The 17418-nt window shown below is 39.2% G+C and carries 16 protein-coding genes and 1 other annotated feature; of the genes, 13 read left to right on the top strand and 3 right to left on the bottom strand.

What is annotated here, in order from left to right; genetic code table 11:
* Positions 1-133: 133 nt before the first annotated feature.
* Positions 134-763 carry a class I SAM-dependent methyltransferase gene (locus tag H0486_RS10800; protein WP_228353009.1) on the top strand — a complete coding sequence of 210 codons (630 nt, stop codon included), beginning with the start codon at positions 134-136 and terminating at the stop codon, positions 761-763.
* A gap of 1 nt (position 764) precedes the next feature.
* Positions 765-1364 carry a methyltransferase family protein gene (locus tag H0486_RS10795; RefSeq protein WP_228353008.1) on the top strand — a complete coding sequence of 200 codons (600 nt, stop codon included), beginning with the start codon at positions 765-767 and terminating at the stop codon, positions 1362-1364.
* A gap of 130 nt (positions 1365-1494) precedes the next feature.
* Here the strand turns inward: H0486_RS10795 and H0486_RS10790 are convergent, their stop codons facing one another.
* Entirely contained in the window at positions 1495-2241 is a 747-nt protein-coding gene (locus H0486_RS10790; RefSeq protein ID WP_228353007.1) for an SIMPL domain-containing protein, read from the bottom strand.
* 257 nt (positions 2242-2498) lie between these two features.
* Here H0486_RS10790 and H0486_RS10785 point away from each other — a divergent pair, with 257 nt between their 5' ends.
* From H0486_RS10785 to H0486_RS10775, 3 genes are all read left to right on the top strand, one after another.
* On the top strand, positions 2499-2723 hold the full coding sequence (locus tag H0486_RS10785) for an MBL fold metallo-hydrolase (protein ID WP_228353006.1): 225 nt from the start codon (positions 2499-2501) through the stop codon (positions 2721-2723).
* 58 nt (positions 2724-2781) lie between these two features.
* Positions 2782-3210 (top strand): DUF523 domain-containing protein, encoded by a 429-nt coding sequence (locus H0486_RS10780; RefSeq protein WP_228353005.1) that lies wholly within the window; start codon positions 2782-2784, stop codon positions 3208-3210.
* A gap of 128 nt (positions 3211-3338) precedes the next feature.
* On the top strand, positions 3339-4559 hold the full coding sequence (locus H0486_RS10775; RefSeq protein ID WP_228353004.1) for an MFS transporter: 1221 nt from the start codon (positions 3339-3341) through the stop codon (positions 4557-4559).
* Positions 4560-4651: 92 nt separating this feature from the next.
* Here the strand turns inward: H0486_RS10775 and H0486_RS18775 are convergent, their stop codons facing one another.
* Entirely contained in the window at positions 4652-4858 is a 207-nt protein-coding gene (locus H0486_RS18775; RefSeq protein WP_408647631.1) for an acyl-CoA reductase, read from the bottom strand.
* Positions 4859-5041: 183 nt separating this feature from the next.
* Between H0486_RS18775 and H0486_RS10770 the strand changes: the two genes are divergently transcribed.
* From H0486_RS10770 to H0486_RS10755, 4 genes are all read left to right on the top strand, one after another.
* A complete protein-coding gene (locus H0486_RS10770; protein WP_228353003.1) occupies positions 5042-5650 on the top strand; it encodes a TetR/AcrR family transcriptional regulator in 609 nt (202 codons plus the stop codon).
* A complete protein-coding gene (locus H0486_RS10765; protein WP_228353002.1) occupies positions 5647-6351 on the top strand; it encodes an ABC transporter ATP-binding protein in 705 nt (234 codons plus the stop codon). The genes H0486_RS10770 and H0486_RS10765 overlap by 4 nt, the downstream gene beginning before the upstream one ends.
* Positions 6351-8567, top strand: a complete 2217-nt coding sequence (locus tag H0486_RS10760; protein WP_228353001.1) for an ABC transporter permease — start codon at positions 6351-6353, stop codon at positions 8565-8567. Before H0486_RS10765 ends, H0486_RS10760 begins: the two co-directional genes overlap by 1 nt.
* Positions 8568-8827: 260 nt before the next feature.
* Positions 8828-10462 (top strand): class I adenylate-forming enzyme family protein, encoded by a 1635-nt coding sequence (locus H0486_RS10755; protein ID WP_228353000.1) that lies wholly within the window; start codon positions 8828-8830, stop codon positions 10460-10462.
* Between the two features lie 202 nt (positions 10463-10664).
* Here H0486_RS10755 and serS read toward each other — a convergent pair whose 3' ends face one another.
* Positions 10665-11942: a serine--tRNA ligase gene (serS, locus tag H0486_RS10750; RefSeq protein ID WP_228352999.1), complete on the bottom strand. Its 1278-nt coding sequence runs from the start codon at positions 11940-11942 to the stop codon at positions 10665-10667.
* A gap of 81 nt (positions 11943-12023) precedes the next feature.
* Positions 12024-12224, bottom strand: a binding site (T-box leader).
* 500 nt (positions 12225-12724) lie between these two features.
* On the opposite strand from serS, the gene hypE reads away from it, so the two are divergent.
* The 4 genes from hypE (at position 12725) to H0486_RS10730 (ending at position 17415) form a co-directional block, all read left to right on the top strand.
* Positions 12725-13702, top strand: coding sequence for a hydrogenase expression/formation protein HypE (hypE, locus tag H0486_RS10745; protein WP_228352998.1), 978 nt, complete (start codon positions 12725-12727; stop codon positions 13700-13702).
* 27 nt (positions 13703-13729) lie between these two features.
* Entirely contained in the window at positions 13730-14422 is a 693-nt protein-coding gene (locus tag H0486_RS10740; RefSeq protein WP_228352997.1) for a YjjG family noncanonical pyrimidine nucleotidase, read from the top strand.
* 93 nt (positions 14423-14515) lie between these two features.
* Positions 14516-16477: a bifunctional metallophosphatase/5'-nucleotidase gene (locus H0486_RS10735; RefSeq protein WP_228352996.1), complete on the top strand. Its 1962-nt coding sequence runs from the start codon at positions 14516-14518 to the stop codon at positions 16475-16477.
* Positions 16477-17415: a DMT family transporter gene (locus H0486_RS10730; RefSeq protein ID WP_228352995.1), complete on the top strand. Its 939-nt coding sequence runs from the start codon at positions 16477-16479 to the stop codon at positions 17413-17415. Before H0486_RS10735 ends, H0486_RS10730 begins: the two co-directional genes overlap by 1 nt.
* The last annotated feature ends 3 nt before the right edge of the window (positions 17416-17418 follow it).

The following is a 17418-nucleotide window of genomic DNA, read 5'->3' as shown; positions in this document are numbered from 1 at the left end:
CTGATATATTTGTAGTAAGATAATTTAGTTGTTGTCTATTTATATATTAGAATCAAGTTCATTTTTTACTTGACAGTTGAATAGTTGTTCAACTATAATACGATTAGAATAAATTACAAGGGCTGGTGATAATATGAAGAATTTATCGGTATTCTATGAATGGATTGCAAAGTTTTATGATTTATTGGATGTATTTTATTTCTGCAATGAGAGTACATCACCACGTAAGGCACTCGAAGAGCTGGTTCCTGAAGGTGAGATGCATATTGCTGATATTTGTATTGGAACTGCTGTCAATAGTATTCGAATTGCGAAGAAGCATCCTGCAGCACATATTGTTGGTGTTGACCGGTCTAAGGAAATGCTTCGAATGGCAAGAAAGAAGCTGAATAAAGAAGGGATTTCGAATATTAAGCTTTATTATGGATCGGCAGATAATATCAAAATAGAAGACAACGTATTTGATATAGCGGTTCTTTCCCTTGTATTACATGAATGTACAGAAGTTCAGGCAAGGAACATCTTAAAAGAAGCGTATCGTATTCTAAAGGCGGATGGCAAGCTACTAATAATGGAATGGGAAGAACCTAGAAAGTTATTTAGAAGAGTGATGTTCGGAATTATTCGCAGAATGAAGCCGAAGGAATTCGAGAACTTTTTAAAGATGGATATGAAAGAATATATGCGTAAAAATGGATTTGAAATAATTAAAATGAAGCACTGTGACTATAGTAGGGTACTGGAATGCAGAAAGGTGGGATAGTATGAATGGATATCAGGTAATAGCGATCATTGAGCTGGTAGTGTTTTACGCAGCTTATTTTCTAAAGCTTTTCAATCAGAAGAAGCGAGGAATTCAGACTTCTCAGCTGGGAAAAGGCGGAGAGCATAATGGTAGTATTAAATCGAAAAGAACTTTAGTAGTGGAACAGGTATTAAAGCTGGCAAGCTTTCTCATCATTCCGGCAGAGATTATCAGCATATTGTTAGTTGATATAAATAGTAAATATAATTGGTTTAGAGTTCTGGGCTTAATTCTTGCTGCCATTGGTACGGCTTTCTTTATATCGGCTATGATTACGATGCGCGACAGCTGGAGAGCGGGTATTCCTGATCAAGATAAAACAGAGCTGGTAGTAAAGGGTATTTATAATATTAGTCGTAATCCGGCCTTTCTGGGATTTGATATGGTTTACATAGGAATTTATCTTGCTTTTTCTAACCTCCCTCTGCCTTTTTTTACTGTATTTGCTATCCTTGCGATGCATTTACAGATACTTGAGGAGGAGAAATTTCTTAGTAAGGCTTTCGGTGAGCCCTATGATCAGTACAAGAAGAGGGTAGGAAGATATTTTATTATTTAATACCATACCAAAACTAATTATATGGTACAAAGAGGCTGATGCATAATATCAATATACAGAGATTATAACTTACCATAATCACTGCCGATACATCATACATCAGCCTTTTTTAAATACATAGATAATATTTTTATTTCTCTATCTCGAAGGTACAGTGAACAACAGCAGTAATTTCCTTTTCTAAGGAATATGTATCATTAATACCATAATCGGATATTTCATTGGAATACAAAGGGGTAATCTGCATTACGCCCATATCCGCATAGGTTAAATTGCCAAGCCTACTACCAGCATTTTCTGCGATCATTTCAGCTCTTTTTCTTGCGTCCTTAGTTGCCTCTGCAAGCATAGCAACCTTAGCCTCTGCAAGCTTCGTATAAAAATATTGTGGGGCATTTGATTGAAATGCAACTCCCTGCTCGAGTAATTCTGTAGCATTTCTTGAGATATCAGTAATTTTATCGATATCCTTTGAGGTAATAGTTACTGACTGGCTTAGATCGTACTCGTCAATCTCATTGGTGTAGTTCCCATAATCGTTTAATACATAATTGATCATTGTATTTATCGATGAGAATACGAAGTCATCCTCGGATAAACCCTGATCTTTCAAATATTTAGTAACCACATCCCGATTCTCTTCTAACTGGGTATAGGCATCATGAAGATTTTTGGCCTTAGTATTAAAACTACCGGTCCACACAATCAAGTCAGAGGTAATCTGCTGCTTAGCAGAGCCAGTTACAATAATACTGGTTCTGGAACTTTTAATTCTGACTAATCCTGTGGTTACAATAGTAGCACAGGTAATTGCTCCAGCTACAAGGATGAGTGCAACGAGGCAACTGATGATTGCTTTGTTACGAAATTCTTTCATATGTGTCTCCTTTCAAGTAATACAGTTCACTATGACCCTTTAATGGTATGAGCTTACTTCCTAATGTATTCCATGGAATAATATACATTTTTTAAGGAAACTCATATTTTACATAGATGTATTTTCTGTTATAATACTTGCATATTAGGGTGAATGTCAATATGTTACTATAATCTTTTATGAATCAATTTTATTATAAATCAAAAGCGTCATAATAAATATAAGAAAATAGTGGTATATGAGGAAAGAAGTTTACAATGGATAAAATCAATATCAGAAATCTTGGTGTTGGGGCTATTGAAATCAATGTAAATAATAAAAGAGTTCTTATTGATGCTTTTATTACCATTTGTAAGGCTAAGGAAATTCAAAATGACGATATATTTATTTTTACTCATGATGATGCAGATCATTTTCTCGCAGACGAATTACCGGATATCAGGACATCCAATACCTTTATTATAGGTTTCATGATATCCTGATTCTAACGAGTGCAGATGAGGTTATTATTTTAAAATAATGAATAGAATGGAGAATACTATGAATATCTTAATTAGTGCTTGTTTAATGGGCGTGAATTGTCGCTATGATGGGGTAGGAATGTGGATAGAACATCTGGATGAGCTGATGAAAAAGTATCATCTTATTCCGGTATGTCCCGAAATATTCGGTGGTATGAGTACTCCCAGGGAGCCTGCCGAGCGGATTAAGGATAAGGTAATTACCAGAATAGGAGAGGATGTTACGGAATACTATAAAAAAGGTGCACAAGAAGTACTGAATCTGGCAAAGCTATATCAGTGTGAGTATGCCATTTTAAAGGAGCGCAGTCCTTCCTGTGGATGTGGAAAAATCTATGATGGAACCTTTACTCATACACAGATAGATGGAGATGGAGTACTTGCCGAATTATTAATATCCGAAGGAATTAAGGTACTTGGAGAATCAAATGTTCAGGAATTATTATAAAGGAATGGACTGTATCGGTATTATCTAAGATGTTGTTGTCAGGATTAATATTTAGTCGGAAGCAAAGCAAATAAAAGAAAGAGCCTTAATAACTGTGTATAGTAAATTAAGAAGACGGGAGAGACAGAATGTCTGTGAATTTGAATTGGAAGAAGAATGCGGTATTATTTTTAATTAGCCAGAACATATCTTTGTTTGGCTCCTTATTGGTTCAATATGCTATTACCTGGTATATAACACTAGAATCAGAATCAGGGATCATGGTAACATTATCCATCGTAAGCGGATTTCTACCTACCTTGTTCTTGTCACCCTTTGCCGGAGTATGGGCAGATCGGTATAATCGCAAATTACTGATTGCTCTATCGGATTCACTTATTGCGATTTCCACCCTTGGGCTGGCTATTCTGTTCATGCTTGGTTATAATTCAATATGGCTTCTCTTTATTGTATCTGCGATACGTTCGCTTGGCTCCGGCATCCAGACTCCGGCAATTAGTGCCTTTTTACCGGAATTTATACCGGAGGACAAGCTGATAAAGGTAAATGGAATCAATAGCAGTATCCAGTCTTTGGAAGCCTTGATTGCTCCTATATTAAGCGGAGCTTTGCTCACAGTGGCATCCATGGAATCCATCTTTTTTATTGATGTGGTAACGGCTGCGACGGCGGTCTCAATATTACTTTTATTTTTACGCATTCCATACCATGCTAAAACAGAGGAAAGAAAAGGTGTTAGCTATTTTCAGGATATGATGAAAGGAATAAAGTATATTAATCAGCACAGCTTTATAAAAACACTGTTTATTTTCAGTGCATTCTTTTTCATATCAGCCGCGCCTTTAGCTTTTTTAACGCCATTGCAGGTTGCCAGAAGCTTTGGAGATGATGTATGGCGTCTGTCTATGATTGAGATAACTTTCTCTATCGGTATGATGTTAGGAGGAATCCTGGTTGCCTCCTGGGGTGGGTTTAAGAATAAACATTACACTATGGTAGTATCCTGCTTTTTTATGTCAGGTTGTACGATTGCGCTAGGATTAATCCCTGACTTTTGGATTTACTCCTTTATTATGGGAGTTGTCGGTCTTGTAATGCCGATGTTTAATACCCCGTTTACCGTGTTATTACAGCAACGGGTTGATGCGGATTATATGGGAAGGGTGTTCGGGGTACTCAGTATGATCTCCAGTTCCATGATGCCTCTTGCCATGCTGCTATTTGGTCCAATGTCAGATTATATCAGGATAGAATGGCTATTGGTAGGAACCGGAATACTTATGCTTATCATTACTATTATTATGACTGGCAATAAAAACTTAATAGAAGCCGGAAAACTGGTTGAATAATAAGAACCACAGTATGTTTATAAATACATGGAACCATGCTTTTTCTGTCCTTTATTTAATCTTCCAAATCATAATTATGAGATAGAGGGATATTAAAACTCCACAATTCTGGAATGCCTTCTCAGAGGATACTCACCGTCATGAGCTTCTCCGCAGAGCATTCTGGACATATCCTTTACCGTGGTAATTCTTGTTGCCCCGGCCTTTAGGAAAAGTTCAGAAAGCTCTGCTATTTCATTTGTAGCACAGAGAAGCGCTACTGTTTGTAAATATCCTTTATTACGATGCAATGTCCGAATTATTTTATGACGGGAAGTATTCGTCTGGTAAAACCTATTCTTCCTATATCATACATGTTCTCCAATTTACTCATTATAAAGAAATTGGAATAGAAATTCTTGACAAAGTTTTCATTTTGATTTATTATGACTATAGTGACTAGAAATAATATAATGGTCAATAAAAGAAAAGGAGGTTTATCCATGTCACCAAAGATCCTGACAGAACAGGAAAAGCAATTTCAGAAGCATAAGCTTCTCGAAAAAGGCAAAGAACTTCTATATTCATATGGTATCAAGAAAACCAGTGTTGAAGATATTACAAAAGCTGCCGGTATGGCGAAGGGGAGTTTTTATAAGCATTATGATTCCAAGGAAGCTTTATTTTTGGAGATTATAACGCAGTTACACGAAGATATATTTCGTCAGGCTGAGAACTTCTTATCAGAACAGTCATCGGAGCCCTTTATTGAACGAGTACGAAGTTTTATTCGCATGTGCTTTCATTCGCAAGAACTCATTTCCATTTTTAAATATCACGGTGAGATTGAAGAAATGATGCTGGAAATGCAAGCAAACTCCAATACAGGTGTTGTTTACCTGATGGACCTGGAACACCAGGCCTATGAAAAGCTGCTGAATATGTTTCATATTGATACACAGAAAGTGAATCCAGGTGTGGTACACAATTACTTACATGCAGTATATTTTGGAATGGCAAATAAGAACATGATGAAAAGCGATTGTATTGATGATACATTTGAGGCACTGATTAACGGATTAATTATATATATATTAGGAGGTATTTCATGAAACTGTATACTTTAAAAGCATTATCCAAGAATTATGGCGAGGGCGACTCATTGGTACGTGCGTTAAAGGATATACATCTTGAAATTCCGGCTGGCAAGTTTATCGTGGTATTGGGAGCAAGCGGCTCCGGTAAATCCACATTACTTAATATGCTTGGCTGCATGGACAGACCAACCAGTGGACAAATACTTTTTGAAGATACGGATATCACAGCGTACAACAAACGTGAAATGACACAATTTCGTAAAAATACCATTGGCTTTGTATTCCAGAGCTACAACCTGCTTCCTGATTTAAGTGCGGTAGAGAATGTTGAGTTTTCTACAGAGATGGCAGGGTTGACTCGGGCCGATGCGGAAAGAGCGTTAGCGATGGTTGGTTTGACTGATCGTATCAGTCACTTTCCGGGGCAGCTCTCCGGAGGGGAACAACAACGTGTATCCATTGCAAGAGCTATCGCAAAACGTCCAAAGGTATTGCTATGTGATGAGCCTACGGGTGCTCTGGACTTTGAGACGGGTATTATGGTGCTGGAGGTACTAAAACAGATTCATAAAGAACAGGGAACATCAATCCTTTTTATAACCCATAGCCAGGAGATTGCCAAGATCGCGGATATTGTAATCCGGATGCGAAGTGGCGAGATCTTAAGTGTCACCAATAACGAATGTCCACTCGAACCAGGGGAGGTTGAATGGTAATGAGAAAATCGATATTTCGCCTGATATTCCGTAAGCTACGTCGCCACCTGCCACAGCTAATAGGTATGACGTTGCTCGTGCTTGTGGGAACAGCTTTCTTTGTAACTCTTTACACCATATATTTGAGTTATGAAGACTATGCAAATGAACTGTTTCAGACCCAAGGCTATGCTGATGTGACCTTTTATGGTGAGTTTGACTCTGATGATGTGGCAGTGGTGGAAGAAGAAGCGAGCATTCAACAGGTGCAGGGGCGGAATGTAATGGACTTTCGAGATGGTGATATAACGCTACGTGCAATTACATTGACGGAAGGGATTAATACTCCGTACCTATATGAAGGGGTATTGCCAGTAAATTCAAATGAATGTGCTGTTCTGAATAAACATGCCCAAGCTCGTAACATAAACTTAGGAGATAAGATGACAGTGGATGGGCGTGAGTTATCTGTTACCGCTTTAGTCGCATCTCCCGAATATGTGTATATGGTTCAAAATGAACGCGCGATGATGGCTGGAGCCAATCGCTTTGGAGTGGTGTTTGTAAGTGAGGGCTTTTTTGAGAACACATATAACGAAATCGTTGCTTTGGGTGATATTAATAAGGATACTGCAAAAGACCTAGGAGAGACAATCGGGGCAGTAAAAACGGTGATTCAAAGTGATCAATTGAATAAAGTATTATTCCGTGAGGATCTTAAGCAAATTAGAACATTTTCATTTGTATTTCCATCTATTTTTGCACTTCTGATTATTATGATAATCTACGTGATGTGTAAACGCACCATATCCATGGAACGCAGGCAGATCGGTTCTTATAAAGCGTTGGGGGTAACAGGTGGCAGGCTGTTGATAATCTATACTGCTCAGTCGGCAATAATGGCTCTAATAGGTGCATTACTTGGATGTATCGCTGCGGCTCTGCTCTGTGACACCATAATCGAATTTTTCTCATCCATGTTCGAGGTTCCCGAGCTTTCATTCACATTCTATCCTTTACTGTGGGGAGTTGTAATTCTTGCCTGTACACTGATCTGTGTGTCAGCTGCGATTATTAGTGTACGATGTGTATTAAAGCCCATGCCAGCGGAACTGATGCGATCCCGGATGCCATCAGGCGGAAAGCGCATTCTATTGGAGAGAGTAGCCTTTCTCTGGAACAGAATGTCGTTTAATACCCGATACGCATTTAAGAGCACCCTTCGTAATAAAGGACGGTTCCTGGCGGTATTTCTGGGCATGTGTGGTTCGTGCGCCCTGCTTACATTTGCACTGGGATTTTTTAACTCAGCGAAATACACGCAGGATACCTACTTTGAGGATTTTATTCATTATGATGCATTGATAGAGCTTAATCCCATGCTATTGGAGATGGAGCATCCCATAGAACAGTATCTCGATGAGAGTAGCCGTGCACTGGCATTACCCGTAGAGATTAAGGGGAAAGAGTATCGGCTCTTTATAGTTCAAAACAATTTCGATATGTTACAGCTTGATACGCAGCGTATCGAGGAAGGTATAATGATTCCCGAATATTTTGCCCAGCAATGGAATGTAACGGAGGGAGATACTCTTATGATTGATGATACTGAGGTCAGGGTATCTGGTGTATTTGAACAGAGCTTTGGACTTTCTCTATACACCAGCTACGATTATGCGAATGATATTCTGGAGGACTTTCAACTGGTCTATAATGTAATATTTGCACGGGATGCCAATGTAGATGCGTTGAAAGAACTAAGCCGTGAACAGGGCTTTGAATATTCTACGCAGACAGATGATAAAACAAGCTTTGCATCCGTAATGGAAAGTCTGGATACATTAATCTGGTTCATGTTAGCCTGTGCAATCATACTTGGACTTACGGTTTTGTATACGGTGGGCCTTATGAACCTCTCAGCCAGGGAATATGAGTATATGTTCATGGGCGTAATGGGATATCCCATCAAAAGCATAATGCTTGCTCACATTAAGGAAGCAGTTATGCAGTTGCTATTAGCATTACCCACTGGATTTTTGCTGGGTTATGGTATTCTAAATGTCGTTAAGACAGCATTCTCAGGCGATAACTTTGTACTATCTGCAACAATCTATACGGAAAGCTATATATATGCTGGCTTCATTGTAATTATAATGGCAGTCTTCATCGCTATCATCAGTAGACTACGGATTGTCAAGCTGGATATTGTAGAAGGATTAAAGGTCAGAGATGAATAAAATATATATCAAATACCTGGAAGCAATCTATATAACATACGTTGCCAACTAGACGTAAATGCCTCTTGTAGTTAATACTACTTGGGGCGTTTTACTTTATACGGAAGTTGCTCCGAATTTTCTGTATGAGAAAAAGATAAAAATGGTTGATTAAAGTAGTTCATCGTTTTATAATATAATTTAGTGCTTTACTTCTTTATAGTGATAAACATGAAAAAGAAAACACGAAATAGTGTGTTACAGAACTGGAGGAAAAAGAAATGCCAATCACTGAAATACTATCACGGAATGCGGAGATGTATGGACAGGAAATCTGTCTGACAGAGATAAATCTGGATCTTCAGGAGAGTCATCATGTAATCTGGCGAGAATACGAATTGATTGAAAATAATCCGGCCGGTGAATATCGTCGAGAAATGACTTGGCGTGTTTTTGATGAAAAAGCAAACCGTATGGCCAATTTACTCTTGAAGAGAGGTATTAAAAAAGGAGATAAGGTAGCAATCTTATTGATGAACTGTCTGGAATGGCTACCGATATATTTTGGTATACTGAAAGCAGGAGCAATCGCAGTTCCTTTGAATTTCCGATATACAGCGGAAGAGATAAAGTATTGTCTGGAATTATCGGATACAATAGCGTTAGTATTTGGCCCTGAATTCATTGGTCGTCTTGAAAGCATATATGATCAGATTCCCATGGTGAGAACTTTATTCTATGCTGGGGAAAATCGTCCGACCTTTGCAGAAAGCTATGATCGTTTGACTGCGAATTGCTCATCCGAAGCACCTCAGATTGCGTTATCGGATGAGGATGATGCTGCAATTTACTTTTCCTCCGGAACAACAGGATTTCCAAAAGCCATCTTACATACACATAAAAGCCTGATGTCAGCTTGTATCACAGAAAATAAGCATCATGGACAAACCAGAGAGGACAACTTCCTCTGTATACCGCCATTGTACCATACAGGAGCGAAAATGCACTGGTTCGGTAGTCTGCTAGCCGGTAGCAAGGCTGTATTACTGAGGGGAATTAAACCAGAATGGATATTAAAAACAGTATCTGAAGAGAAGATTACGATTGTGTGGCTTCTTGTTCCGTGGGCACAGGATATTCTGGATGCCATTGACAGCGGAGAATTAAAATTGGAGGACTATGATTTATCCAGGTGGAGACTGATGCATATCGGAGCCCAGCCGGTTCCGCCGAGTCTGATCCGTCGCTGGAAGAAGTATTTCCCTAATCATCAATATGATACGAATTACGGACTGAGCGAATCCATCGGACCAGGATGTGTACATCTTGGTGTGGAGAATATACATAAAGTAGGAGCGATTGGCGTTCCAGGATATAATTGGGAGACGATGATCGTTGATGAGAATAGACAGCCTGTGAAACAGGGAGAGGTCGGTGAATTAGCTGTAAAGGGACCCGGTGTTATGAAATGCTATTACAAGGATCCGAAGGCTACTGAAGCGGTACTGAAGGACGGGTGGCTGTTTACCGGTGATATGGCACGTATGGATGAGGACGGCTTTATCTATCTTGTTGATCGAAAGAAGGACGTAATCATTAGTGGAGGAGAAAATCTGTATCCCGTACAAATCGAAGATTTCCTTCGTGCCCATACTGCAATTAAAGATGTTGCAGTGATTGGTTTACCGGATAAACGTCTGGGTGAAATTGCAGCAGCAATCATCGAGCTAAAGCCTGGATGCACCTGTACGGAGAAAGAAATAGAAGCCTTCTGCGCACCGATGCCTCGTTATAAACGTCCTCGAAAGGTCATCTTTGATAAGGTACCCCGTAACCCAACCGGTAAAATTGAAAAGCCTCGCTTGCGTGAAAAATATGGAGTTGCCGGATTGGTAGCGGCAGAAACACAGCGATAATAGGGGACAGCACAGTGAATGGAAGAAATGCTACATTGTTCCACAGTCTGACATATTATATAAAAATAGCAGTTATTAAATAAATGGAATAGTAGAAGAATATAAAATGAGTAGTACATTGAAATGCTTAATGTTACAAGGCAATTCAAGGATACTACTCATTTATATTTTATTTATTTATATTTAATAGCTTATAATGGAACTACTTGATTACAGTCATACCACCCATATATGGCTGTAATGCTTTCGGAATATTCACTGAACCGTCTGCGTTCAGATTATTCTCAAGGAAGGCAATCAGCATACGGGGAGGAGCAACTACGGTGTTATTCAAGGTGTGAGCAAAGTATTTTCCGTCTTCGCCAACCACTCTGATCTTTAAGCGGCGAGCCTGCGCATCTCCCAAGTTGGAACAGCTGCCGACTTCAAAATACTTCTTTTGTCTGGGTGACCATGCTTCCACGTCAATGGATTTAACCTTTAAGTCAGCCAAATCTCCGGAACAACACTCTAAGGTTCTTACCGGAATATCCAAGGAGCGGAACAGGTCCACTGTATTCTGCCATAGTTTATCAAACCACATCATACTGTCTTGAGGCTTACATACAACAATCATTTCTTGCTTTTCAAATTGGTGAATACGGTAAACACCACGTTCCTCTAAGCCATGAGCTCCCTTTTCTTTTCGGAAGCAGGGAGAGTAGCTGGTCAGAGTCTGGGGAAGGCTTTCCTCTGGAAGAATGGTATCAATAAACTTACCAATCATAGAATGCTCACTGGTACCAATGAGATAAAGATCTTCTCCTTCAATTTTATACATCATGGCATCCATTTCGGCAAAACTCATTACACCCGTAACAACCTCACTTCGAATCATAAAAGGAGGGATGCAATAGGTAAATCCACGGTCAATCATGAAATCTCTTGCATAGGATATGACTGCGGAATGGAGACGTGCAATATTTCCCATGAGATAATAGAAGCCGTTACCTGCAACCTTTCGGGCGCTGTCAAGATCAATACCATTCAGCTTATCCATGATCTCTGTATGGTATGGAATATCAAAATCCGGTACAACGGGATCTCCGTATTTCTGAACCTCTACGTTCTCACTGTCATCCTTACCAATTGGAACGCTGGGATCTATGATATTTGGAATTGTCATCATAATCTTCTTAATTTTTTCCTGTAACTCGCTTTCCTTAGCTTCCAGTTCTGCAAGACGATCGGAATCAGCAGTTACCTTCTTTTTCAGCTGTTCCGCTTCCTCCCTCTGACCTTTTGCCATAAGGCCACCGATCTCTTTGGATATCTTATTTCGTTCGAATCTTAAGTTATCAGCTTCCTGTTTCACATTTCTACTCTCAATATCCAGGGCGATTACCTCATCGACCAGCGGAAGCTTATTATCCTGAAATTTCTTTTTGATATTTTCCTTTACCAGCTCAGGATTTTCTCTGACAAATTTTAAATCCAACATCGTAATAACCTCCTAATCATAATCATGCTGTTGAGTGGAAAGCATATTTATGTATAAAAAAATCCTCTCACCCCATATCATTCATGGGACGAAAGGAATCCGCGTTGCCACCCAAATTGCTGAAGTTAAACTTCAGCCACTCAATCGTAGGATAAAGGGTACGAACCTTCGACTCATCGCCGACAGCTCCAAAAGTGGAAAGATCGAACTCTTCACCGGTTCACACCAAACACCGGCTCTCTGAGGAATTGTTCCAATCGTAGCTTTTATCATCGCTGAATTACGATTTTTCTATATTATAAAGCTTATTATACCATTTCGCAAGTAAAATATTACACTATGTCACATATCAACACGAAATTAAAGTTACATTTATACGAAATTGAATTTCCTATAGTATCAGAACTAGAATATACCTAAACAGTGAAATGGTACAAATCGGTACTTAGGCTCTGTCTGTTAGAGCCTTATGTACCGATGAAGAAAGGATAGAAAGGGGGGATGAAAATATATCCAGAACGGAGCATTTGCGCCAGTCGGTACTTAGGTTCTGTCTGTTAGAACCTTATGTACCGTTACTAGGCGCAATTAAGCGAAAGCGGCTCCGTGGAGGATATATTTTCATCCCCCCCTTTCTATCCTTTCTTCACAAACTGTTCCATAACACATCACGACAAAGCCAGAAATGTAACACATCAAATGAATAAATGTAATCTTCTGCCATATACTGATTCATAATAAAAGGTTATGACAACTTGCAAATTTGTCAAATGGAGGTTATTATGAGAATTGATATGATTCATGGCAATGGTGGAAAGCAAACCAGTAGCCTGATTAATGATATCTTTATAAAATATTTCAGCAATAAGGTATTAAACCGATTGGAGGATTCGGCGATCGTATCAGTAAAAGGAAAGATTGCGTTTACGACCGATTCCTTTGTTGTATCACCTATCTTTTTTCCGGGTGGTGATATTGGTAAGCTGGCAGTGTGCGGGACAGTCAATGATCTATCCGTTATGGGTGCAACTCCGAAGTATCTGACAGTCGGATTTATTATTGAAGAGGGTATTGAACTTGATACCATAGATAAGATTGCTAATTCCATGGCAATGGCCGCAAAGGAGGCTAGAGTAAAAATTGTTGCAGGCGATACTAAGGTGATCGAAGGTACCGGGGGTATTTATATTAACACCTCAGGAATCGGAGAGGTTGAAAAGGCCGGAATTAGTATTTCGAATTGTAAACCTGGGGATGTAATATTGCTTTCAGGGAATCTGGGAGATCATCAGGCAACGATACTTTCCCAGCGAATGAATATGGATAATAAGATAATCAGCGACTGTGCGCCGTTAACTTCTATTGTGCAAAATCTGATTAAGGAATCAATTACCATACGGTGTATGCGTGATATTACACGAGGTGGGCTTGCTACGGTTCTCAACGAGCTGGCTAGTGCTTCAAAGTGTGGAGTGGATATTGAAGAGGACGAATTGCCTGTCAGTAAAGAGGTGAGGGATCTGTGTACAGAGTTAGAACTGGATCCTCTCTATATGGCAAACGAGGGTAAAATGATCGCGGTGGTCTCAAAGAGGCAGGCCATGAAGGCTCTTGATATTATGAAAAACAGCAGGTATGGAAAGAATGCAAAAATCATCGGAACGATTACAGAGGGCAGTGGTGTAATGATTACCTCTAAGCAAAAGGGATCTCGGATATTGGAGTATATGCATGATGAGGGATTACCGAGAATTTGCTGATTTAGTAAGAAACGGAGGATAAAAAGAATGGGACAGTATCAAATTCTGCTTTTTGACGCGGATGGAACTATATTTGACTTTGATCTGTGTGAGAAAGAGGCGTTAAGTCAGACCTTTAAGAAATATAATTATCCCCTGGATGATGAGATAATGAAGAAATATGAGCATATTAATCATTCGCTGTGGAAGCAATATGAGCTGGGACAAATTGATCGAAATGCGGTGATCTATACTCGATTTGGAGCGCTGTTCCGGGAAATCGGGATAGAGGATGACGGGATTGCATTTGAAGATGATTATCAGGAAACTCTGGGGATGCAGCATTTCTTCATAAAGGATGCAGCTGAGGTATTACAGAATTTATATAGGAAATATGAGTTATACATTGTAACAAACGGGGTGACGAAGACACAATATCGCAGGATACAGGAATCCAAGGTGGACCAGTATGTAAAGAAAATATTCGTATCCGAGGAAACCGGATATCAGAAACCGATGGTAGAATACTTTGATTATTGTTTTGCACGTATTGAGAATTTCGATGCATCGAAAACCATGATTATTGGAGATTCCCTATCTTCGGATATAAAAGGTGGAAATAACGCAGGAATTACCACCTGTTGGTTCAATCCACAAAAATTAAACAACACCACGGATGCTATAGTTGATATAGAAATTCATTCGCTAAAACAATTATATGATATCCTATGTTTTTTCTAAGTTTGTGAAGGGAATATATTAAGTGTACAAGCATATATCCTTATTCTCTTATAGGAGCGATCATATCTATTTGAAATGGAGGTAACATAATCTATGATTAAAATAAAAGGAACATATAAATACAGGATTATTCTTATGGCACTGATCTTATTGATTAGTGCTATAGGCATCTCAACAGTATATGGGGAAGAGAAGGACAAACAGGTAACAATCCTATTTACACATGATTTACATGACAATCTCTTACCGATGAAATACATAGAGAATGGCACACTAACCAATATTGGCGGATATGCCAGGCTGCAGAGTGCTATTAATAGGGAAAAGGAAATGGATCCGGAAGCTGTTTTAGTCGATGGTGGAGATTTCTCAATGGGAACACCCTTTCAAACCATTTTTCAAACAGATGCTCCTGGATTGCGAATCCTGGGAAGTATGGGATATGATGCGGTAACCTTTGGAAATCATGAATTTGATTACAGAGCCGAGGGTTTGGCTGATTGTCTAAACGCGGCAGTAGAAAGTGGAGAATACCTGCCACAGATTGTACAAGCAAATGTACATTTTCCATTGGACAAGGATGGAAAGCTCACGGCTTCTTTAAGCAAGCTAAAGCAGTCCATGGAGAATTACGGGGTTAAGGATTATATTGTTCTAGAACGTAATGGGGTTAAAATCGGTGTATTTGGCCTAATGGGAGAGGAATCCGCCTCCATGGCGCCAATGTCCGAGGTTACATTTTTGGACGAGATCAAAGAAGCTAAGCGAGTAGTGAAGCAATTGAAGGAACAGGAGCAGGTGGATATGATTATCTGTCTGTCCCATTCCGGAACCTATCCAAAGGCTTCTGAGTCTGAGGATGAGATCTTAGCTAAAGAGGTTCCAGAGATTGATGTTATTATCAGTGGACATACTCATACGAAGCTTTCGGAGCCCATCCGGATTGGTAATACTGTAATTGGATCTGCGGAGAATTATGGGATGAACCTGGGGGTAATGAAGCTTACTCAGAAGGCCTCGGGAGAATGGGAACTTAAGCGATATGAGTTGGTACGGATTAATGACACCTTATCTGAAGATGTTAGTATTTCAAATAGAATTAATGAATTTAAAGCGTCTGTTCAAGAAAAGTACTTTCGTCAATTTGGATTAGAATTTGATGAAGTGGTAGCATATTCCGATATTCAGTTTCAGACACTGGATGAGTTGTTTTCGACACATGCAGAGGCAACCATCGGAAATTTGATCAGTGATGCTTATATATATTCCGTAAAACAAGCGGAAGGAGAGAATTATACACCAGTTGATGTAGCAGTAGTACCGAATGGGACGATCAGAGGAACCATATTTAAAGGGGAAATTACAGCGGCAGATGCATTTAGTATCAGCTCATTAGGTATCGGAAAGGATGGGATACCGGGCTACCCGTTAATTTCCGTTTATCTGACAGGTAAAGAATTAATCACGCTATGCGAGGTGGATGCATCTATCACACCAATAATGGGTGAGGCACAGCTTTATTTATCAGGAATGAATTATACATTTAATCCAAATCGTCTGATCTTTAATAAGGTGACTAAGACTTCCTTACTTCGTCCGGATGGTACGGAGGAGCAAATTGAGATGGACAAGCTTTATCGTGTAGTCTGCAATCTGTATTCCGCACAAATGCTTTCGATCGTTGGAGATAAATCCTATGGAATAATGTCAATCGTTCCCAAGACCAGGGAAGGAGAGGCAATTACTGATTTTGAAAAGCAAATCATCTATAACGAAGCAGATTCTTCAAAGACGGAGTTAAAGGAATGGTATGCGGTAGTACAATATCTGAAATCCTTTAACAGTGTGGACGGTATTCCACATATTCCGGCTTATTATGAGACGACTCAGGGAAGAAAGAACATCGATCAACGAAAGAATATCGTTGTATTGCTTCAAAATCCCAATGGATTTGCATTAGCAATCTATATAGCTGTACCACTTATCCTTGCTCTTATATGCTTAATCATAGTGAAATGCATTAAACACTTCTTGCACAAAGGAAAAAGAAAATAATGAAACGCACAAAATTAATTTACATAGGCACACTACTCATATTCGGAAGCATCGGTCTATTTGTTCGCAATATCCAGCTGTCTTCAGGGCAGATTGCGTTAAGCAGGGGATTCATTGGGAGTATTTTCTTAATACTATCCAGCTTGGTAATGAAGCGGAGAATATCATGGAAGGCAATTAAGTCGAATCTAGTGCTGCTGTTGTTATCAGGAGCGGCTATTGGATTTAACTGGATTTTGTTGTTTCAGGCATATAAGTATACCTCCATAGCCAATGCTACATTATGCTATTATTTTCAGCCGGTATTTGTGATGTTCTTATCCCCCATAATCCTGAAGGAACGACTGACACTTACGAAAATAATCAGTATACTGGCAGCAGTACTGGGAATGTTCTGCATCGTTGGAAATGGAGGAACAGGATCGAATCATTTGATAGGAATACTATATGGACTATCTGCAGCAATCCTATATGCGTCAGTGATTCTCATGAATAAATTTTTCAAGGGCTTATCCGGTCTCGATACAACCATAGTACAACTTTCCTTTGCCACCTTGATATTGCTGCCATACATATTAATAACAGAGACCATTTCAATTACTCAGATTGATCGAACATCCTTTGTGTATCTGATGATCGTGTGCATTCTTCATACAGGAATTGCTTATCTGTTATATTTTACATCGATTCGTAAATTATGTGCACAGACCATAGCAATCTTCAGCTATATTGATCCGATTTCCGCAATCATATTGTCAAGCATTCTATTAAGGGAGAAGATGACGCTGATTCAAATACTAGGTGGTGGATTAATTCTAGGAGCGTCTTTATATAGTGAATTGTATAAAGGTGGCATTAAAAATAACATTAAGAGGAATAAAGAGAAAGGAACAACTGAGCTATTGTTAGGAGAAATTAAGAAAAAAAGAAAAACTTAGTAA

Source organism: Variimorphobacter saccharofermentans, from assembly GCF_014174405.1.
Lineage (GTDB): Bacteria > Bacillota > Clostridia > Lachnospirales > Lachnospiraceae > Mobilitalea > Mobilitalea saccharofermentans.
This window is presented reverse-complemented; position numbering and strand designations above follow the sequence as displayed.